Below are 19,835 nucleotides of genomic sequence, written 5' to 3'. Positions count from 1 at the left end.
TCCTAAACATGATTGCTCAAGACGTCCACCGGCTCGTCTTCGCCGATGTGTTCGCCCTTGTCACCGGCCACGGCCACCCCGGCGTGGCGGTAGAAGTTGTAATCCGGATGCTTGCCCCCGCCATCGATCAAAAGATCCTCTTTTTCGGCCACCAGATCGAGCAGGCCGTGCTCGGCCATCTCGAAGTCCGGGGTGAGCTGGATGGCCAGGGTGGGGCAGGCCTCCTCGCACAGCCCGCAGAAGATGCAGCGGGCGAAGTTGATCCTGAACCAGCGGGCCCAGCGCCGCCCGTCGGGGCGCTCCTCACTTTGCATGGAGATGCAGTCCACCGGACAGGCGGCGGAGCACAGATAGCAGGCCACGCATCGCTCCTGGCCGTCCGGGTCCCGGGTTAGCACGATGCGGGCCCGGGTGCGCGCGGGCAGGGTGCGCTTCTCCTCGGGGTACTGGAAGGTGATGGGCCGGCGGAAAACGTGGCGCAGGGTCATGGCGAACCCCTGCACCAGCCCCCAGGCCTGGCGCAGGCCCGCCGTGGTTTCCCGACGGACGTGGCCCGTCTGCTCTGGCGCGCGCTTATCGCTCATGACAACAGCACCATGATTCCGGCGGTGACCACGATGTTCACCAGGGCCAGGGGGGTGAGCACCTTCCAGCAGAAGCCCATCAGTTGGTCCCAGCGCAGGCGGGGCAGGGTTCCCCGCGACCAGATCATCACGAACACCAGGGCGAAGACCTTGAGCAAAAACCACACCATCGGCGGCAGCAGGGGCCCGTGCCAGCCCCCCAGGAAGAACACCGTGACCAGCGAGCCCAGCACGATCATGTTCACGTATTCGCCCAGGAAATAAAGGCCGAAGCGCATGCCGCTGTACTCGGTGTGAAAACCGGCCATGAGCTCGTTCTCGGCCTCGGGCAGGTCGAAGGGGATGCGCTTGGCCTCGGCAAAGGCGGCGATTAGGAAAATGGCGAAGGCCACCGGTTGCACCAGGATAAAGGGCAACCCGGCCTGGGCCTCGACGATGTCGGTGAGCCGCAGGGAGCCGGCCAGCATCACCGCGGGCACCAGGGAAAGGGCCAGGGGAAGCTCGTAGGAGATCATCTGGGCCGCCGCCCTCACCGCGCCCAGCAGGCTGTACTTGGAGTTGCTGGCCCAGCCGCCCAGGGACACCCCGTACACCCCGATGGAGGAAAAGGCCAGGGCGTAGAGCACCCCCACGTTGAGGTCCAGCACCATGGGCTCGAAACGATGGCCGAAGATGTTGAGCGCCGGGCCGAACGGCACCACCGCCGCGATCAGGAAGGCGGTGAGGGCGGTGACGGCCGGGGCGAACCAGTACAGGAAAAGATCAGCCCCTCGCGGCCGCGCGTCCTCTTTGGTGATCATCTTGACGACGTCGGCGATGGGTTGCAGCGCGCCGTGCCAGCCCGCCCGGTTGGGCCCCAGGCGTATCTGCATGCGGCCCAGCAGCTTGCGCTCGGCCAGCACCAGATAGGCCGCGATCATCAACAGTCCCACCAGGGAGACGGCCAGCTTGATGACCAGCAGGCCCACGTCGATCAGCCAGGAGGGAATCATCATGACTCTCCTCCCGCCGTGATCCGGTCAAGCGCGATCACCTGGCGGCGGCCTTGCAGCATCTGCCAGCCGTGGTCCGGGCCGGGGACCAGCACCGCGACGCGCGGGTGCATGTCCATGGTGGTGCTCAGGGGCAGTTCAAGCTCGCCTTGCCCCAGCCGCAGCCTGATCCGGGCCTGTCCCTGCAGGCCCAGCGCCTTGGCGGTGTCCGCGTGTATCCAGAGCAGTGTTTGGCTCGCCGTTTCGCTGAGCAACTGGGAGTAGGAGGCCAGCTCCTCTCCCGGCGCAAAAGCCGGGCTCACCAGGATTTCCAACTGATCCTCGTCCGGCAAGGCGGGCAGGGGGTCTGCCGAGACGGACCCCTCGCCGCTGGCCACGGGCAACAGGCGGCGGCCGAACTCCGGCCTTCCCTGGGCGAAAAGCGGGGCCAGAGGCGAATGCTTTTCGGCCAGCCATTCCCAGCCATTCTGCCGGGGCGGCTCGGGATCGGCGCCAAGCAGCTCGCGGGCGGCTGTATCCAGAATCTCGTGCGAGGTCAGCAGGTCTCCTCCCGGCGCCTCCAGGGAGTAGACTCGGGGCGGATGACCGCCGCCCGCGATCTGATCCAGAGGCGTGCCCATCTCTCCGGCGGGCAGGGCCTGTTGCAGGCGGCCCTCCTGGTTGACCAAGCTGAAGCCAGCGCTCTCGTACAGATTGGCGATGGGGATGAATACGTCGGCCAGCTCCTTGATCGCGCTGGGCAGGTGATCCAGCACCACCAGCAGATGCAACTTCTCCAGGGCGCGGGTCATGCGGGCCCGGTCGGAGCAATTGAAAAGCGGATCGCTCTCCACCGCCAGGAGCGCCTTGACCCCGCCCTGCTCCATGGACTCCAGCAGACTGTCCGAAGCGGCCTCGTCCGGGTTGACCAAGGCCGCGCCCAGGGCGTTGGCGCCGGGAAACACGTAGAACAGGCCGGCCGCCTGGCCTTGCCCGCGCAGCAGGGCGGCCAACCCGGCGGCGCGGCCCGGCAGGCCCTGGGAGACCAGGTCCGTGCCGCACACCAGCACCGGCCGTTCGCTTTTGGCCAGGGCGCGCGCCATCCGCTTGAGCTCGCGCAGCTCTTTCTTGCTCAAGCCCAGATGATCGTCCGGGCCCATGAGATGAGGATGCTCCTCTTGCAGTGCCCGGCGCTTTTTGGCCCCAAAGCTTTGCTTGACCAGCCAGGCCAAGGCGCTGTCCAAAACGCCCGGAGCCAAGGGCAGGTGCTTGACTTCCAGTTGCAGGGTCATGGGGCGGGGGTCCAGTAGGGCCACCGTGGCCCCGGCCCGCCAGGCCTGGCGCAGGGCCAGGGCCAGCAGGGGCGCCTCGCCCAGGGGCTCCACCCCGACCACCGCGATGAAGTCCGCCTTGGCCAGATCGGACTGGGACACGGCCAGCTCCGGGGTCAGGCCCTGGGCGGCGGCGCTCACCCGCGCGGCCAGGTCCGGCTCCGAAAAGAAGCGGGCTCCGGCCCATCCTTGCTCGGCGCAAAGCCGTTGCAGGGCGATTTGGGCCTCCAGGCCCATGCGGGTCGAACCCAGGCCGGCCACGGCGGCGGGTCCGTATTCCCGGGTGATCTGCGCAAGGCGCCGGGTCGTCTCGGCCAAGGCCAGGTGGAGTTCGGCCTCCCGGTTTTGCACCAGAGCCTGGCGGGGGCGCTGGGAGTGGTTGGCAAAGGCATAGCCATAGCGGCCGCGGTCGCAGATGAAGTGGCCGTTGACCTCCGGGCTTTCTCGGGCCTCGAGGCGCACCACCTTGCGGTAGCGGGTGTTCACCGTGACGGCGCAGCCCAGGGAGCAATGGGGGCACACCGAGGCGGCGCGGGAAAAGTCCCAGTAGCGGCCCTGGAAGCGCGAGGGCTTGTCGGTGTACACGCCGGTGGGGCATAGGTCCACGATGTTGCCCGCAAAGGGGCTCTCCAGACGCCCGCTGCGCTGGCGGCCGAAATAGGTGCGCCGGCCGATCTGCATGGCTCCCAGGTCGCGGTAGCCGGCATACTCCTGGTAAAAGCGGCGGCAGCGCCAGCAGTGGATGCAGCGGTTCATCTCGTGAGACACGAAAGGTCCCAGGTCCTGGTCCCGGAAGGTGCGCTTGTCGCCTTCGTAGCGCCTTATGCCGTGCCCGCTGGACACGGTCATGTCCTGCAGCAGGCACTGGCCGCCCTCGTCGCACACCGGGCAGTCGTGGGGGTGGTTGAGCATGAGCCACTCGATGACCTGACGGCGGAAGTCCTGGGCCTCGGGATGGTCGGTGGAAACCACCATGCCTTCCCTGGCCTCGGTCATGCAGCTCATCTCCAGCCCCTTGACCGGGCCGTCCAGGAACATCACCGCGCACATGCGGCAAGCCCCCACCGCGCCCAGGGCCTCGTGGAAGCAAAAGCGGGGGATGTAAATCCCCAATTGCTCCGCTGCCTGGATCACCTTGGTTCCCTTGGGAACCTCGATGGCGCGGTGGTCTATGGTCAAGCGCGGCATTATGGCAATAACCTCAAACGCCCTTGTAGGGGCAACAACCCTGGGAAATATGCTCCAGCACTTCGTCCTCGAAATATTCCAGCAAGCCCAGTACCGGGGCGGCGGCCCCGGGGGCAAAGGCGCAGTAGGAATGGTCTATGTAGTGGGCCATCTCCCGCAGCCTTTTTACGCAGCCCTCGTCGGCGTCGCCCAGCTCGATCCTGAGCAGCAGATGGCGCATGTAGGGCAGCCCTTCCCGGCAGGGCGTGCACCAGCCGCAGGACTCCCGGGCAAAGAAGGTGAGCAGGTTCAGGCAGGCCGAAACCAGGCAGGCCCCCTGGTCGAAGACGATGATGGCTCCGGTGCCCAGGCGGTGGCCTATCTTGGCCAACGACTCGAAATCCATGGCCACGTCCAAATGCTGGGCGGGCAAGAGTTTGGTGGAAGCCCCGCCGGTGAGGCAGGCCTTGAACTCGCGGCCGCCTTTCATGCCCCCGGCGTGCTCGAAGATGATCTCCCTCAGCGGCGTGCCCATGGGCGTTTCGTAGCAGTCGGGCTTGTTCACCATGCCGCTCACCCCGAAAAGCTTGGTGCCGTCGCCGCCGGGGGTCAGGGCCAGGCCCTTGAACCACTCCGCCCCGTGGCGCAAGATGTGGGGCAGGCAGGCCAGGGTCTCCACGTTGTTGACGATGGTGGGCCGGCCCCAGAGACCGCTATCGGTCATGTGGCTTTCCTTGTCCGGGCGGGGCCGCTCGCCCTGGATGGCCTTTACCTGGGCCGAGGCTTCGCCGCAGATGTAGCGCCCGGCGCTGCGGTGCAGGGTGATGTCAAAGTCGAAGCCGCTGCCCAGGATGTCGGTCCCCAGCAGGTTGGCTTCGCGCAGCTTGGCGAACTCGCCCTCCAATATCTCCGCCTCCAGCTCGTAGGAGGGGCGGATGAAGATGACCGCCCGTTGGGCCTGGTTGGCGTAGCCCGCCAAGATGGTCCCCTCGATGATCTGGTGCGGGTCCGCCCCCACAAGGATGCGGTCCTTGAAGGTGCCTGGCTCCATCTCGTCGGTGTTGGGGATCACATAGCGCGGATGCGGAGCGTCCTCCCGCAAAAAGCTCCACTTGCGGCCCGTGGGGAAGCCCGCGCCCCCCCGGCCCTTGAGGCCGGAGTCCAGCACCATCTTGGTCAGATCGCGGGGCTTGGCCTTGCCCAGCACCTTGGCCAGGGCCTCGTAACCACCGGAGGCCCGGTATTCCTCCAGGGTGGCGGGCCGGTCGGGCCGGCGATTTTGCAGTAGAACTTGCTCGCTCACGATCAGCGGTCCACTACCATTTCCTCGGGCGGCTGATTCCTCAACTCTTCCAGCACCTCGTCCAGCGAGGCCGGAGTCAGCGGGCCGTAGGGCTTGCCGTTGACCAGCATGGCCGGGGCGTTTTCGCAATAGCCGATGCAGGCGGAAGGCAGCACGGTGAACAAGCCGTCCGGGGTGGTCTCGCCCACCTCCACCCCCAGGCGGGCGCACAGGTAGGTGACGATGCTCTCCTCCTCGCCCACGCACTCCCAGCCCTCGTGGCACATCCAGCACACCACCCCGTCGCAAACGTGCAGCACGTACTTGCCCACCGGGCGGCGGTAGATGTAGTCGTAAAAGGTGGCCAGCTCCTCCAACTCCAGCTCGCTCATGCCCAACAGCTCGGCCGCCTCGGCCAGGCCCTCGTCGGAGAGATAGCCGTAGTGGCTTTGCACGGCGTACATTACGTCCACGGCCTTTTCGCGGGGGTGGCCGCTTTGCTTGATGTCCCTCTTGAGCGTCTTTTTCAGCTTCGCAGGCAGCATGCTAAGTACCCTAGCGATCGATGTCCGGCAGGATGAAGTCCCACGAGCCCAGCACCGCCACCAGGTCGGGCAGGGTGAGTCCCCGGCATATGCCGGGCAAGACCTGCATGTTGGCAAAGCCGGGGGCCCGGATGCGCAGCCGGTAAGCCGCATTGCCTCCGTCGCTGACCACGTAGTAGCCCTGCTCGCCCCGGGGGGTCTCCACGGCGTGGTAGAACTCGCCCTGGGGAATCCTGGGGCCGCGGGTGGCGTTGATGAAATGGTGGATCAGGCTCTCGATGTCCTGGAGGGTGTCCTTTTTCTCGGGCAGGTGATAGCGGTAGTCGTCGCTCAGGTAGCGCCCCTGGGGCATGCCCTCCATGGCCTGCTTGACGATCTCCAGGCTTTGACGCATCTCGGCCACCCGCACCAGGTAGCGCGCGAAGCAGTCGCCGCCCGTGGCGGTGGGCACCTCGAAGTAAAACTTGTCATAGCCCGCATAGGGCATTTTCTTGCGCAGGTCCCATTCCAGGCCGCAGGCCCGCAGGCTGGGCCCGCTCACGCCCCATTCGATCGCCTGGTTCAACCCCAGCACGCCCACCCCTTCGGTCCGTTTGCGGAAGATTGGGTTTTGGCGCACCAGCTTCTCGTATTCTTCCAGGCGTTCTTCGAATACCTCGACGAAACGCTTCACCGCCTCGCGCCAGCCGTCGGGCAGGTCCATGGCCACCCCGCCCAGCCGGAACCAGGAGGGGTGCAGGCGTCCCCCGGTGATCAGCTCCGCGATGTCCATGATCATTTCGCGTTCCCGGAACTGATAGAAGATGGGGCTCATGGCCCCCAGGTCCTGCACAAAGGTGCCGTAATAGACCAGGTGGTTGCTGATGCGGTAAAGCTCGGTGAGCATCACCCGGATGAACTGGGCCCGTGGGGGCACCTCGATGCCGGCCAGGGCCTCCACCGCGCACAGATAGGCCAGGTTGTTGCCCGCGCCGGACAGGTAGTCCACCCGGTCGGTGTAGGGGATGAACTGGTGCCAGGACTGGCGTTCGCCCATCTTCTCCACCCCCCGGTGGTGAAAGCCTATGTCCAGGGCTATGTCCTCGATGGTCTCGCCGTCCAGGGCCACCACCACCCTGAGGAGGCCGTGGGTGCTGTAGTGGTGGGGCCCCACGTTAAGCACCATCAGCTCGCCGCCCCGGGAGTCCACCAGGGCGCCGCCGTCCAGGGGCTGGCGGTTCAGGGCGTCGGTCTGGGTGTAGGGCGGCATCCGGGTGGCCCGCCCCTCGTAGCCCTTGCGCAGGGGGTGTCCCTCCCAGTCGTGGGGCAGCAGAATGCGCCTGAGGTCCGGGTGGCCCTCGAACTCTATGCCGAACAGGTCGTAGGTCTCGCGCTCGTACCAGTTGGCCGAGGGCCAAAGGTCCGTGAGGCTCGGCGCCTGGGGGCGGCGGGCATCCACCAGGGCCTTGACCCGCACCCGGCTGGCGTTGTCAAAGGACATCGCCTGGTAGACCAGGCTGTAGCCGGCGCGGTCCTGGGCCGCCCGGCGGGCCGATTCATCGATGGCGGTGAGGTCCTCCAGGCGCTGATGCCGGGGCTCGCTCTGCTCCTTCAGGAACCTCATCACCTCGGGCACCTGGGCCGAATCCGCGTGCACCGTGAGGTGGTCGTTGCTGGCGGCCTGCACACGCACCTCATCGCCAAAGCGCTGGTGCAACTGACCGATGAGGGAGCGGTCCACCGGGGTGAACTCCACGGTTGGGGCCGGCGGGGTCCACATGTTGCGGGCGCGGCTATCCTCAAAACCGGGCGGGCTTACCGAGCTGCCGCGCACCGGCACCTGCTGGTAGCCCGGCCCTCGGGGATCGCGGTCCTTGTCCACACCCAGGCGCAGGTGGTCCCGGCGGCCCCCCTGGCTTCCTCCGGCGAGATGCAAAATCCGGCGGGTGGGGCGCTCCAGCTTGATCTTTTCCTGCAAGAGCACCAGGCCTTCCAGAACCGCTTCGGGCCGGGGAGGGCAGCCGGGTATGTACACGTCCACCGGCAGGATCTGGTCCAGGCCCTGCACCACGCTGTAGACGTCGTACATGCCGCCGGAATTGCAGCAGGAGCCCATGGAGATGACCCACTTGGGCTCGGGCATCTGGTTGTAGAGCCGAAGCACCACCGGAGCGATTTTTTTGAAGATGGTGCCCGAAACGATGAGCAGGTCCGCCTGGCGCGGCGAGCCGCGAAAGACCTCGGCGCCGAAGCGGGACAGGTCGTAACGGGAGGTGAAGGCGGTTGCCTCCTCCACGAAACAGCAGCTAAGCCCGAAGAACAGGGGCCACAGGCTGTAGCTGCGGGCCCAGTTGATTACCGCGTCCATCCCCCCCAGGGCCAGATTGGTCAGTCCGCGGGGTTGCCGGGGGATCGTCTTCCCCAAGTCAAACCTCCTTTGGACCAGATGTAGAACAAACTCAAGAGCAACACGAAGATGAACAAGCTCATCCGCAACCAGCCGAGAAAGCCCAGGTCCTTGGCCGCCACCGCCCAGGTGAAGATGAACACGCCCTCTATGTCGAACACCAGGAAGAACACCGCGACTAGATAGAACACCGCGGGGAAGGCGAAGCGGGCCGAGCCGGTGGGCACGATGCCGCATTCATAGGGCATGTCCTTGTCCCTGGCCTGGCGTTTTTCGCCCAGCCACCAGGCCATGAACAAAAAGGCAGCCAGCAGGCCCAGCACCATCCCCACATAGATGAGCCAGCCCAAAAGCTCCATTTCCCAAGGTTTGAATACAGCCGGGTCCAATTTCGTATCGCCATTTCCCCATGGAAGGTTTGTACTTAGTGTAGGCGCTTTGGTTGGGTGGTTGTCAACTTTGCCGGTTAGGGAAGCCGCCAATGGAGCACCCGTGACACGCAACATGTGGCTGTCGTTGGAAAAATTGGACCGAGCCACACGACGGCGAACGAGGACGGGAAGCGTCCCGATACCGTCGGCCAAGCCCGGCGGCGCATGAGGGGCAACGGCCGAAAACCTGGGGCCGCTCCAGCCAACTATCTAAAAGCATCAAGATATTCAGGAGGGATGAGCCGGGTTGCTTGCATCCGGGCCTGGTTCAGTCCTTATAATAAGGTCAGCAATGGGGGTTTGGGCCCGCCTTGGGTCGTTCCCCATTTGATCCAGCCTTCTTCCACGTCTGGGGGTGGTCTTATTTCCACGGACAACGTGAGGATAACCGGCGCTCGCAACATTGCCGCCTGGTATCGGTGGTTGGGCCTGTTTTTTGCCCTGTCGCGCACCCCTCACGGGATTTTGGATCTGGCCACCCCGGCCGTGGCCGCCTTGCTGTGGCTGGGAGCCTTCCCTCCGCTGGCCACCACCTTGTTGGGCCTGCTCACCGCCTTTGCCGGTTACACCGCGGTGTATGCCCTCAACGATCTGGTGGACGTGGCCAACGACAAGGCCCAGATGGCGGCCGACGAACGCCAAGACGAAAAGCAGGGAGGTTACTTGGACGCGGTGGTGGTGCACCATCCCGTGGCCCAGGGCCTGCTCAGCCTGCCCGCCGCCCTTATCTGGTTCCTGTTGTGGTCGGCCGTGGCCATGGTGGGAGCCTATCTGCTCAACCCGGTTTGCCTGGCGCTCTTTTTGGCCGGGGCCGGCCTGGAGGTGATTTACTGCCTGCTGCTCAGGATCAGCCACTTGCGCACCCTGGTCAGCGGGATAGTGAAAACCACCGGAGGCATGGCCGCGGTGTTCGCGGTGGACCCCAACCCCTCGCCCTGGTTTTTATTTTTGTTATGGGCCTGGCTTTTTTGTTGGGAGATCGGCGGGCAGAACCTCCCCGCCGACTGGCACGACCTGCAGGAAGACCACAACTCCGGCGCCCGGACCATGCCGGTGGTTTACGGGCTGCACCGGGCCGGGGGCATAGTCTTCCTCAGCCTGAGCCTCACGGTTATCTTGAGCCTGGTGGTCCTGGCCGTGGCCCCGCTGTACGTTCCCTGGGGGGTGGCCATCGCCGCCTGGGTGGCGGGTCTGTATTTTCTCTTGGTTCCGGCCTGGAATCTGTGGCGCGACAAGGCCGGCATCCAGGCGACGCGCCTGTTCAACCGGGCCAGCTGTTATCCCCTGGCCATGCTCACCCTGGTTCTGCTCAGCCTCGTGTTGGGCGCGCCGGGCTATTGATCTTCACCAAACTCTAGAGAACAAGGCTATCCATGGCTAGCAACAATCAAGACGATTTTCTCCGGCCCGCCTCGGAGCTGGACCAGAGCTGTATCAACACCATCCGCTTTTTGGCGGTGGACGCGGTGCAAAAGGCCAACTCGGGCCACCCGGGCATGCCCATGGGCAGCGCGGCCAAGACCTTCACCCTGTGGGACCGTTTTCTGCGCTTCAACCCCCGCGACCCCGCCTGGCCCAACCGTGACCGCTACGTGCTTTCGGCCGGGCACGGTTCCATGCTGCTTTACGCCCTGCTGCACCTGACCGGCTACGACCTGCCCCTGGAGCAGATCGAGAACTTCCGCCAGTGGCACAGCCTGACTCCCGGCCACCCGGAACACCCCCACACCCCGGGAGTGGAGGCCACCACCGGACCGCTGGGCCAGGGCATTAGCAACGCGGTGGGCATGGCCCTGGCCGAAAGGGCCCTGGCCGCGCGCTTCAACCGGCCGGGGCATACGGTGGTGGAGCACTTCACCTACGTGGACGCCAGCGACGGCGACCTCATGGAGGGGGTGGCCAGCGAGGCCGCCTCCCTGGCCGGGCATCTGAAGCTGGGCAAACTCATCGTCATGTACGACGACAACCACATCTCCATCGAGGGCGACACGGCCATAGCCTTTACCGAGGACCGCGCCGCCCGCTTCGAGGCCTACGGCTGGCAGGTGCTGGGCGTGCCCGAGGGCAACAACGTGCAGGCCGTGGCCGCCGCCCTGCAGGCCGCCAGGGAGGACGGCGAAAGGCCCTCCTTCATTCACGTGCGCACCCACATCGGCTTTGGCAGCCCCCACAAGCAGGATTCTCCCGATGCCCACGGCTCGCCCCTGGGGCCGGAGGAAGTGGAGCTGACCAAGCGCAACCTTGGCTGGCCCCTGGAGCCCGCTTTCCTGATCCCCGACGAGGTGCGCGAGTACATGGGACGGGCCGTGGGGCGCGGGGAGGCTTGGCAAAAGCAGTGGGAAGAGGCCTTTGCCGCCTACGAGAAGGAGTTTCCCGACCTGGCCGCCGAGTTCCGGCGGACCCAGCGGGGGGAATTGGCCCAGGGCTGGGATCGCGACCTGCCGGTGTTCCAGCCGGAAGACGGCCCCCTGGCCACCCGCAAGGCCAGCGGCAAGGTCATCAACGCCCTGGCGCCGCACGTGCCCGAGCTGATGGGCGGCTCGGCCGATCTGGCCCCCAGCACCAACACCCTGGTCAGCGAAGGGGGAGCCTTCCAGCCGGACAGCCCGGCCGGGCGCAACCTGCACTTCGGGGTGCGCGAGCACGCCATGACCGCGGTGCTCAACGGCATGGCCCTGCACCAGGGCCTGATCCCCTATGGAGCCACCTTCCTCATCTTCAGCGACTATCTACGGCCCTCCCTGCGCCTGGCCGCCTTGAGCGAGCTGAAGATCATCCTGGTGTTCACCCACGACAGCATCGGCCTGGGCGAGGACGGCCCCACCCACCAACCGGTGGAACAGCTCCTGGGCTTGCGTTCGGTGCCGGGCGTGCTCCTGCTGCGCCCGGCCGACGCCAACGAGACCGTCGCCGCCTGGCGCGTGGCCCTGGAGCACCAGGGCGGGCCGGTGGTTCTGGTCCTGAGCCGGCAGAAGCTGCCCATCCTGGACATGGGGCGCTATCCCAGCCTGGCCGCGGGCGTGGCCAAGGGCGGCTACGTGCTCAGCCCGGCCGCCGAGGGCCCGGAGGCCCTGGCCCTGGTGGCCACCGGCTCGGAGGTGTCCCTGGCCCTGGCCGCCCGGGCCCAGCTGGCCGAGCAGGGCGTGGCCGCCAGGGTGGTGAGCCTGCCGGCCTGGCATCTGTTCCGCCAGCAACCCGAGGAGTACCGTCGCCAGGTGTTGCCCGAGGGGCTGCCGCTTCTCATCCTCGAGGCCGGGGTGAGCCTGGGTTGGCAGCCTTACCTGCGGCCCGATCCCCTGGTGGACACGGTGAGCGTGGACACCTTCGGAGCCTCGGCTCCCGGCGGGGAGGTGATGGCCCACTACGGCTTCAGCCTGGACAACGTGTGCCGCAAGGCGCTGGATTTGGTGGGGCGGACCAAACAATCCGCTAAATGAGGAGGTGATATGCCCGAGCCGCGCATAGATACCCTGCTTTTGGACATAGGGGGCGTGGTGCTGACCAACGGTTGGGATCGGCACAGCCGCCGCAAGGCCGCCGAAAAGTATGGGCTCGATCACGAGGACATGGACGAGCGGCACCACCTCACCTTTGACACCTACGAGGAGGGCAAGCTGACCCTGGACCAATACCTGGACCGGGTGGTGTTTCATCAGGAACGCTCTTTCGCGCGCGAGGAGTTCAAGCAGTTCATGTATGCCCAAAGCCAGGCCAAGCAGGACATGCTGGACTTGGTGCGCGGCCTTAAAAAGCGCCACGGCCTGCACGTGGTGGCGGTGAGCAACGAGGGGCGCGAGCTGACCGAGCATCGCATCGCCACTTTTCGCCTGCACGAGATCTTCGACTTTTTCGTCAGCTCCTGTTTTGTGCACTATCGCAAGCCGGACGAGGACATGTATCGCCTGGCCCTGGACGGGGTGCAGAGCAAGGCCGAGGAATCGATCTACATAGACGACCGCCTGATGTTCGTGCAGGTCGCCGAAACCCTGGGCATCAACGGGCTCCACCATATTGGTTACGAATCCACCCGAGACCGGCTGGCCGAGCTGGGGCTGGAATAATGAGGCGGGACGGAAAACATGAGTGATCCCAAATGCGACATAGGGGTGATCGGCCTGGGCAACATGGGCCGGAACCTGGTGCTCAACCTGGCGGACAAGGGCTTCACCGTGGGGGTCTACAACCGCACTACGGAAAAGACCGATGAGTTCATGAGCCACGAAGCGGGCGGCCGCTCCATCCAGGCCGGCCGCACCTTGCGAGAGTTCGTGGACCTGCTGGAGCCGCCGCGCTCGGTGCTGCTCATCGTCTCGGCCGGCAAGGCGGTGGACGCGGTGATCGACGAGCTGACGCCCTTGTTGGGAGAGAGCGATTTGATCATCGACGGCGGAAATTCCCATTTCAGCGACACCGACTGGCGCGCCGCCAAGGTGGAGAAGCTGGACTTGGGTTACTTGGGCATGGGCATCTCGGGCGGCGAAGAGGGGGCCCGCCACGGCCCCAGCCTGATGCCCGGCGGCCACAAGCAGGCCTACGACCGGGTGCACTACATCTTGGAGAAGGCGGCGGCCCAAGTGGACGGCGAGCCCTGCGTAACTTTTCTGGGAAGCGGCTCGGCCGGGCACTACGTAAAGATGGTGCACAACGGCATCGAGTACGCCTTCATGGAGATGATCGCCGAGACCTACGATCTACTGCACCGGGGAGCCGGCCTGGGGCCCGAGCAACTGGCGCCCATTTACCGGGGCTGGAGCCAGGGTGAGCTGGGATCCTACCTGCTGGAGATCACCGCCCGCATCTTCGAGGTCAAGGACCCCCAGTCGGATCACTTCTTGGTGGACATGATTCTGGACCAGGCCAAGCAAAAGGGCACCGGCAAGTGGACCTCCCAGGACGCCATGGAGCTGCAGGAGCCCACGCCCACCATCGACGGCGCGGTGAGCATGCGCAACCTGTCGGTGCACGGCCAACTGCGACAGCAACTGGAAGAGCGCCTTGGCCGCTCGGAGCCTGTGCAGATCGAACCGGAGCGCTTGAGCTCGCTGCTGGAAAGCGCCCTTTACACCGGCCTCATCCTGACCTTTAGCCAGGGCATGGCCCTTTTGGCCGGCGCTTCGCGGAAATACGAATACGGCCTCAAGCTGGAGGAGGTCTGCCGCATCTGGCGGGGCGGCTGCATCATCAGGGCCAAGCTCCTGGAGCGCCTGCGGCTGGCCTACCAGGATCGGCCAGACTTGCCCTGCCTTTTGCTGGACCACGAGCTGGGCGAGCAGGTGCGAAGCGGCGCGCCGGCCCTGCGCGAGGTGGTGAGCCTGGCGGCCGCCTCCGGCATCCCGGCGCCCGGCCTCATGGCCTCGCTGGCCTATCTGGACGCCATGCGCTCCGAGCACCTGCCCACCAACCTGGTGCAGGCGCAGCGCGACTTTTTCGGGGGGCACACCTTTGAGCGGGTGGACCGTGAAGGCGTCTTCCATCACCAATGGCAACAATCACGAGGCAGCGTATGAGCAGGCAGGAAAGACCCGAGCCCACCATCTTCACCATCTTCGGAGCCGCCGGAGACCTGGCCTGGCGCAAGCTGGTGCCCGCCATATACGATTTGTTCCGGGACGGCTGGCTGCCGGACAAGTTCAGCATCATGGGCATAGGACATCTGCATACCAAAAAGAGCCAATACCTGGACCACCTGCGCGAGGGGGTGGAGCAGTTCTCCCGCCACGGCAAGCCCGGCAAGGAGTCCTGGGAAAATTTCGTGAGCCATCTGGATTTTCTGGAGGCCGACCTGGAGCAGAAGCAGGCTTACCAGGATTTGAGCGACGAACTGGAGAGGATCGAGAAGGACTGGGGGGACAAGGCCCAGCGGGTCTTTTACCTGGCCATGCCGCCGGCCATGATGGCGCCCATAACCGAGGGCCTGGCCAAGGCGCGGCTCAACCAGCGGCGGGAGCACGCCCGCATCGTGGTGGAAAAGCCCTTCGGCTCCGACCTGGAATCGGCGCGGGAGCTCAACCGGCTGTTGGGCCGGCTCTTCGACGAGAAGCAAATTTTTCGCATCGACCATTTCCTGGGCAAGGAGACGGTGCAGAACATCCTGGCCTTTCGTCTGGCCAACGCGATGTTCGAGCCCATCTGGAACCGCCACTACATCGACCACGTGCAGATCAACGTGGCCGAGAAACTGGGAGTGGAGCACCGGGGCCATTATTACGACAAGGCCGGCGCCCTGCGCGACATGATCCAAAACCACCTGCTGCAGATACTTTGCCTGGTGGCCATGGAAGCGCCCATCACCTTTGACGACAACGAGGTGCGCAACAAGAAGGTGGACGTGCTGCACGCCATCCGCGACATACCCCCCAGCCAGGTGCATGAATACGCGGTGCGAGGGCAATACGGGGGAGGCTGGCTGCAGGGGGAGCACGTGCCGGGCTACCGCCAGGAGCCCAACGTGGACCCAGAGTCGCTGACCGAGACCTACGCGGCGGTAAAGCTCTACGTGGACAACTGGCGCTGGCAAGGCGTGCCTTTTTACCTGCGCACCGGCAAACGGCTCTCCGACCGCATCACCGAGGTGTCGATCCAGTTCCGCCCGGTGCCGCACCAGACCTTCCCGGCCCGGGCACTGCTGGACCGCCAGCCCAATCGCCTGATCATCGCCATTCAGCCCGAGGAGGGCATTCTGTTGCGCTTCGAGTCCAAACAGCCGGGCCCGTCCCTCCACCTGACCCCGGTAATGATGCAGTTTTTCTACAAGGAGGCCTTCCGCGAGGAGCCGGTGGACGCCTACGAAACCCTGCTGCTGGACATCATGAACGGCGATGCCACCCTGTTCATGCGGGCCGACCAGGCCGAGGCCGCCTGGGGGGTCATCCAGCCCATCCTTGACGTTTGGGCCGAGCAGCGCCCGACCGATTTCCCCAACTACCAGGCCGGGACCTGGGGGCCCGAGCAGGCTGAGGTGCTCATCGCCAAGGACGGCCGCACCTGGACCCTGCCCACCATCTTGCAGTGCCAGGAGGACATCGCCATGTGCCGGGTGCACTCCGTGGACGACAGCTAACCCTTGCGGGCGGCACCCACGATGCCCCACCAGGAGTGCTCGCGGCAGGCCAGGAGGCCGAGGCCGGCCCGCTCCAAGCCGTCATGCAAATCCAGGCCGTGAAAGCGGTCCTGGGCGGGGTGGGCCAGGATGTGGCGCGTAAGAAAATTTTGGTAGGTGGCGGGGTAAAACTCCTCCAGGAAGTAGACCCCGCCGGGCTTGAGCACCCTGGCCACCTCGCCCAGGGCCGCCCGCCAATCGGGCACGTGGTGCAAGAAACCGAAACCGAACACCGCGTCCAGACTGGCGCTCTTTAGGGGCAGGGCCTCGGCGTCCCCCACCAGGACGTTCTCCCCCCGCAGCCGCGCCAGGCGGGCCATGGCCGGGTCCATGTCCATGAGCAGCAGGCGGCGGGGCCGGGTGTGCTCGCGCAGGAGCCGCCCGCCTTCTCCCCGGCCGCAGCCTATCTCCAAGACGTCGCTCCCCGGCGCCGGGCGGGCCATGGCCAGCATTTGGCCGAGCACCCGTCGCTGCAGGGCCAGGCGCACCGGGCTGTTGACCATCCAGCGTTCGGCCAGGTTGAGCTTCACGGCTTGCGCGCCCAATGTATGGTGGCGATGCCGCCGCTCAAGCGGCGCCAGCCAACCCGGGAGAAACCCGCCTCCCTGATGACGCGGCCCAGCTCGTCGGGAGCGGGGAAGCGCCGGATGGAGCCGGCCAGGTAGGAATAGGTGCTCCAGGAGCCGGTGAACACCCGGCCCACCAGGGGCATGAGAAGGCAGGAATAGAGGTCGTAAAGCCAGGCGAACCAGGCGGCGGAAGGCTGGGAGAACTCCAGGCACACCAGCCTGCCGCCAGGCCGGAGCACCCGGGCCATCTCCCGGAAGCCCTGGGCCATGTCCGCGAGGTTGCGCACCCCGAAGCCCACCATTACCTCGTCCACGCTGCCGTCGGCCAGGGCCAGGTTCTGGGCATCGCCCTGCACAAAGCTGATGCCCCCGCCGTGGGCGGACCGCCGGGCCTTGGCCCGGCCCAACTCCAGCATGGTGCGGTTCAGGTCGTAGACCACCGCCGTGCCTGACTGGCCTTGGGCAGCGCGGTGGCGCTGGGCCAGCAGAGCCAGGTCCGCCGTGCCGCCGCATATATCGGCCAAGCGCTGGCCGGGCCGCGGGTCCAGAATCTGCACGGCGAGCTTTTTCCAGGGACGGTGCAGGCCCAGGCTCATGATGTTGTTGGCCAAGTCGTAATGCCTGGCCACCGCCTCGAAGTGCTCTTTGACCAAGGCCGTTTTAGTCTCGGGGCTTAGTGGCCCCCGGGCGGGTGTCAGCCGCAGGAATGATCTCAAGTCAGGCATGGCGCTTCAGCGGTTGAGGTGCCAGTCGTGAAAAAGGTACTCCACCTCGACCTTGTCCAGATTGTCCAACAGATAACGTTTGTGCTCGTCTTCGGGCATGAACTCGGCCACGAATTTCAGCATCGGCTCTTGGCCGCCGAAGTCTTCCTGGTACCACTGAAACATCTCCTCCATGGCCACCCGGTTCTCCTCCGGGTCCACCAGCACCTCGGAGCTGATGAAGGATTTGACCGCGTTGTCCAACTGTTCGTCAAGCTCCCGCGCCTCATAGTAGCCCGCCTTGGCGCAGGAGCGGGAGCCGCAGGAAAGGGCGAAATGGACCCTGGGGTCGGGTTGCGCGAAGGCCAGCTTGCGCCGCTTGTCCCAGGGCATGAACTGGGGCAGCAGGCGGTGGGGCGGGGCCTGGTTTCCCCGCAGCACGCCGTGGTAGATGTCGAGCGGCGAAAAGAGGTGGGGGCCTACCTTGTAGGCCACGCGGTCGAAAAAGTCGGGCACCTCGGCCACCGAGCTTTTCATCCCCAACTCTATCACCCCATGGATGACCAGCATGTTGAACAGGTTGATCCAAAAGGCCAGGGCCTGCTTTCCCTGACCCAAGGACGCCAGGTTCAGCCCGGGCAGCAGTTTCACCGCTGCGCAGTATTTGTGGTACTGCTCCGATTGGGCGATGCCCTTGTAATCCACCGCCCCGCGCACGGAGCCCAAAAACGATTCGGCCACCTCCTTGATCGACTCGCTGACCGCTTGATCGACGCCGCCTCCCGCCTCGCCGGGGGCGGAGTCCGGGTCGTTCAGGACTCTGGTGTGTCCCAGCTTGCCGCTGAGCACTATCCCCAACAGGCCGGGCTCGGAATCCTTTTGCCGATAATAGCCCTCGAGCACGTCGATGAACAGGGCGGCGCTCCAGGAAAATTGTTTGGAGCCCAGCCCCAGGCCCTTATGGGAGTCGTAATATTCCCGGAAGCCGAAGCGGACCGCCAGCTCCAGGATGTCCTTGCGAAGGATCTGGGACTCGAAATAATACCCGTAGTCTTCCAGGCCCTGCGCCAGCATCCAGTTGATGTTGAGCCACACCGGCCCCCGCCAGTAGTTTACCTCGCTGTAGTCCTCGGCGGTCATGTCGTAGTCGGGTATGGCAAAGCAGTTGCCCTGACGCAGGCCGCAAAAGGACACCGAGTCCATCTGCCCAAACAACTGGGCGCTCTTGGCGCTGTCCACCACTCCTGCGTACAGGGGCATGAAACCCATGGCCGTGGGGCTGTCCAGGAACTTTTGGGCCCGCAGATCAAAGGATTCAAAGCGCCCGTAATCCTCGGACCAAAGCTTGTCGCGAATCCCCTTGGAAGTCTGCTGGTACCACTCCTCTATCTCGCCCTGGTCTTTTCCCAGCAGGCCGGCGATCTCCTTGAGGGCGCGGTTGTCGCGGCAGAGGATGCTGTTGAAGCCGATGTCCTGCACCAGAAAGGGGCATTCCTTTTGAATGGCCGCCTCGTCGTAGTCCAGGCGCCGAAAGAGGTCCACCAGGTAGACGTAGCGGTCGTAGTCTTCGTCGGCGGGCCTCTGCTCCTGGTCCACGCCCTTGTCCAAGTCCCGGCGCTGGTAAGCGGGGATGCTCACCTGGTTCAGGTCGATGGCGCCCAGGGGAGCGTCCCAGGCGGGCGCGTTGTCCCGGCCCGACTCCCAGGGATGCCGGATATAGATGAGCCCCTCCCGCTCGGGGTCGCGCTCGCGGTATAGATAGCGGTGGCCTTGCAGGAGCTTGGGAAACATCTCGGCCAGAAAGCCGCGGCTGCTTTCCTGGTCGTGGGCCAGCCGGTGCAGGCGCAGGCAGGCCTCGGCGTGCAGGGGCGGCATGGTCAGGCCGCTGGTTTGGCGGCCCTGGGGACACTGCCAAAAGTCGGGCTCCGGGAAATAGCCTCCCAGGTAGTCTGGGTTGAAGACTATATGGGGGACCATGCCGTTGGGCCACTGGGCGGCGAACAGGCGGCCAAGCTCCCGCCTTCCCCTTTGCGGCAGGTAATTGGCATAGCCCAGGGCTATGAAAGCGGAGTCCCAGTTCCACTGGTGGGGGTACAAGCCGTTGGCGGGCCTGGTGTAGCTCCCCATCCAATTGCTTTCCAACACCTCCTTGGCTTGGCCCAAGTGCTTTTCAAAAGGTCGGCTGGTCGAGAAAAAGCCCATGCGATTCCTTGGAAATTGTTGCGCGAAAGGTCTTGGACCTATTATGCCTGTTCGAGGGGCGCGGATACCATTCGCTCATGCCCGTTCCCATCCAAACGCGTGGCACGCCTCCGCGCATCATGCGAAGGCGGGCATCGGTTATTGTCTGCTATTTTGCCTTAGGCGAGGGCGTGGAACTCGGTTGTCCGCCCCTCCGGGGCGTTTGGCAACCAGAGCGGGCCTGTGGTCATTTTGGGGGCAGCGGCGCCCTATCCGCCTCCGGCGGGCAACATCAGGCTGACCAGATCGCCTTCATTCAACACTCGCTCGATGGTGGCGGCCTCGCCGTTCAAAAAAATAAGGATGCTCAGTTCGGGAGGGATGTTCAGGCGCTCCAGCAGGTCGGATACTTTGGCCCCTTCGGGCAAGGGGTAATCAAAGAGGAACTCCCGGCTCCCGGGAAAAGCCAGCTTGCGCAGATTGTGGAAAAGTTTGAGCTTGATGTCCATTGGCCTTAACCATCCGAACGGCGCGTCCCTTGCCGGACCGTATATAAGCACTTGCCTAAATAATTCTATACTGGTG

The 19,835-nt window shown here is 65.2% G+C and carries 16 protein-coding genes; 5 read left to right on the top strand and 11 right to left on the bottom strand.

The window, feature by feature from the left end:
- Positions 1-2: 2 nt before the first annotated feature.
- The 7 genes from nuoI to AACH32_RS14880 are packed head-to-tail and all read right to left on the bottom strand — an operon-like array spanning position 3 to position 8,655.
- Entirely contained in the window at positions 3-584 is a 582-nt protein-coding gene (gene nuoI / locus AACH32_RS14910; protein ID WP_338601137.1) for an NADH-quinone oxidoreductase subunit NuoI, read from the bottom strand.
- The gene (gene nuoH, locus AACH32_RS14905; RefSeq protein WP_350341587.1) at positions 581-1,576 is read right to left on the bottom strand and encodes an NADH-quinone oxidoreductase subunit NuoH; all 996 of its coding nucleotides are present in this window, start codon (positions 1,574-1,576) and stop codon (positions 581-583) included. The genes nuoI and nuoH overlap by 4 nt, the downstream gene beginning before the upstream one ends.
- Positions 1,576-4,074, bottom strand: a complete 2,499-nt coding sequence (gene nuoG, locus AACH32_RS14900) for an NADH-quinone oxidoreductase subunit NuoG (RefSeq protein ID WP_338601132.1) — start codon at positions 4,072-4,074, stop codon at positions 1,576-1,578. Before nuoG ends, nuoH begins: the two co-directional genes overlap by 1 nt.
- A 13-nt stretch (positions 4,075-4,087) precedes the next feature.
- Positions 4,088-5,356, bottom strand: coding sequence for a complex I 51 kDa subunit family protein (locus AACH32_RS14895; protein ID WP_338601130.1), 1,269 nt, complete (start codon positions 5,354-5,356; stop codon positions 4,088-4,090).
- A gap of 2 nt (positions 5,357-5,358) precedes the next feature.
- Positions 5,359-5,880 (bottom strand): NADH-quinone oxidoreductase subunit NuoE, encoded by a 522-nt coding sequence (gene nuoE, locus AACH32_RS14890; RefSeq protein ID WP_338601128.1) that lies wholly within the window; start codon positions 5,878-5,880, stop codon positions 5,359-5,361.
- 10 nt (positions 5,881-5,890) lie between these two features.
- Entirely contained in the window at positions 5,891-8,251 is a 2,361-nt protein-coding gene (locus AACH32_RS14885) for an NADH-quinone oxidoreductase subunit B/C/D (RefSeq protein WP_434062358.1), read from the bottom strand.
- Positions 8,248-8,655 carry an NADH-quinone oxidoreductase subunit A gene (locus tag AACH32_RS14880; protein WP_338601124.1) on the bottom strand — a complete coding sequence of 136 codons (408 nt, stop codon included), beginning with the start codon at positions 8,653-8,655 and terminating at the stop codon, positions 8,248-8,250. The genes AACH32_RS14885 and AACH32_RS14880 overlap by 4 nt, the downstream gene beginning before the upstream one ends.
- A 465-nt stretch (positions 8,656-9,120) precedes the next feature.
- Between AACH32_RS14880 and AACH32_RS14875 the strand changes: the two genes are divergently transcribed.
- The 5 genes from AACH32_RS14875 to zwf are packed head-to-tail and all read left to right on the top strand — an operon-like array spanning position 9,121 to position 15,757.
- Positions 9,121-10,038 carry a UbiA family prenyltransferase gene (locus AACH32_RS14875; protein WP_338601122.1) on the top strand — a complete coding sequence of 306 codons (918 nt, stop codon included), beginning with the start codon at positions 9,121-9,123 and terminating at the stop codon, positions 10,036-10,038.
- Between the two features lie 32 nt (positions 10,039-10,070).
- Positions 10,071-12,134, top strand: coding sequence for a transketolase (gene tkt, locus AACH32_RS14870; RefSeq protein ID WP_338601119.1), 2,064 nt, complete (start codon positions 10,071-10,073; stop codon positions 12,132-12,134).
- 9 nt (positions 12,135-12,143) lie between these two features.
- Positions 12,144-12,758, top strand: coding sequence for an HAD family hydrolase (locus AACH32_RS14865; RefSeq protein WP_338601117.1), 615 nt, complete (start codon positions 12,144-12,146; stop codon positions 12,756-12,758).
- Positions 12,759-12,776: 18 nt separating this feature from the next.
- Positions 12,777-14,204, top strand: coding sequence for an NADP-dependent phosphogluconate dehydrogenase (gene gndA, locus AACH32_RS14860; protein WP_338601115.1), 1,428 nt, complete (start codon positions 12,777-12,779; stop codon positions 14,202-14,204).
- Complete coding sequence (gene zwf / locus AACH32_RS14855) at positions 14,201-15,757, top strand: glucose-6-phosphate dehydrogenase (RefSeq protein WP_338601113.1); 1,557 nt, start codon at positions 14,201-14,203, stop codon at positions 15,755-15,757. Before gndA ends, zwf begins: the two co-directional genes overlap by 4 nt.
- Here zwf and AACH32_RS14850 read toward each other — a convergent pair.
- From AACH32_RS14850 to AACH32_RS14835, 4 genes are all read right to left on the bottom strand, one after another.
- Positions 15,754-16,326 (bottom strand): class I SAM-dependent methyltransferase, encoded by a 573-nt coding sequence (locus tag AACH32_RS14850; RefSeq protein ID WP_338601110.1) that lies wholly within the window; start codon positions 16,324-16,326, stop codon positions 15,754-15,756. The two genes, zwf and AACH32_RS14850, sit on opposite strands and share 4 nt — an antisense overlap.
- Positions 16,323-17,018 carry a class I SAM-dependent methyltransferase gene (locus AACH32_RS14845; RefSeq protein WP_338601107.1) on the bottom strand — a complete coding sequence of 232 codons (696 nt, stop codon included), beginning with the start codon at positions 17,016-17,018 and terminating at the stop codon, positions 16,323-16,325. The genes AACH32_RS14850 and AACH32_RS14845 overlap by 4 nt, the downstream gene beginning before the upstream one ends.
- Positions 17,019-17,096: 78 nt before the next feature.
- On the bottom strand, positions 17,097-19,271 hold the full coding sequence (locus AACH32_RS14840; protein WP_338601105.1) for an MGH1-like glycoside hydrolase domain-containing protein: 2,175 nt from the start codon (positions 19,269-19,271) through the stop codon (positions 17,097-17,099).
- Positions 19,272-19,519: 248 nt separating this feature from the next.
- Positions 19,520-19,759, bottom strand: coding sequence for a MoaD/ThiS family protein (locus AACH32_RS14835; RefSeq protein WP_338601102.1), 240 nt, complete (start codon positions 19,757-19,759; stop codon positions 19,520-19,522).
- Positions 19,760-19,835: the final 76 nt, after the last annotated feature.

This window comes from Desulfoferula mesophila, from assembly GCF_037076455.1.
GTDB classification, from domain to species: domain Bacteria; phylum Desulfobacterota; class Desulfarculia; order Desulfarculales; family Desulfarculaceae; genus Desulfoferula; species Desulfoferula mesophila.
Note: the sequence above shows the minus strand (reverse complement) of the source record. Positions and strands in the feature narration are given on the sequence as shown.

Bases quoted from the DNA above. Each gene is read 5' to 3' on its own strand.
- nuoI (WP_338601137.1), bottom strand. From the start codon at position 584: ATGAGCGATAAGCGCGCGCCAGAGCAGACGGGCCACGTCCGTCGGGAA.
- nuoH (WP_350341587.1), bottom strand. From the start codon at position 1,576: ATGATTCCCTCCTGGCTGATCGACGTGGGCCTGCTGGTCATCAAGCTG.
- nuoG (WP_338601132.1), bottom strand. From the start codon at position 4,074: ATGCCGCGCTTGACCATAGACCACCGCGCCATCGAGGTTCCCAAGGGA.
- nuoE (WP_338601128.1), bottom strand. From the start codon at position 5,880: ATGCTGCCTGCGAAGCTGAAAAAGACGCTCAAGAGGGACATCAAGCAA.
- tkt (WP_338601119.1), top strand. From the start codon at position 10,071: ATGGCTAGCAACAATCAAGACGATTTTCTCCGGCCCGCCTCGGAGCTG.
- AACH32_RS14865 (WP_338601117.1), top strand. From the start codon at position 12,144: ATGCCCGAGCCGCGCATAGATACCCTGCTTTTGGACATAGGGGGCGTG.
- gndA (WP_338601115.1), top strand. From the start codon at position 12,777: ATGAGTGATCCCAAATGCGACATAGGGGTGATCGGCCTGGGCAACATG.
- zwf (WP_338601113.1), top strand. From the start codon at position 14,201: ATGAGCAGGCAGGAAAGACCCGAGCCCACCATCTTCACCATCTTCGGA.
- AACH32_RS14840 (WP_338601105.1), bottom strand. From the start codon at position 19,271: ATGGGCTTTTTCTCGACCAGCCGACCTTTTGAAAAGCACTTGGGCCAA.
- AACH32_RS14835 (WP_338601102.1), bottom strand. From the start codon at position 19,759: ATGGACATCAAGCTCAAACTTTTCCACAATCTGCGCAAGCTGGCTTTT.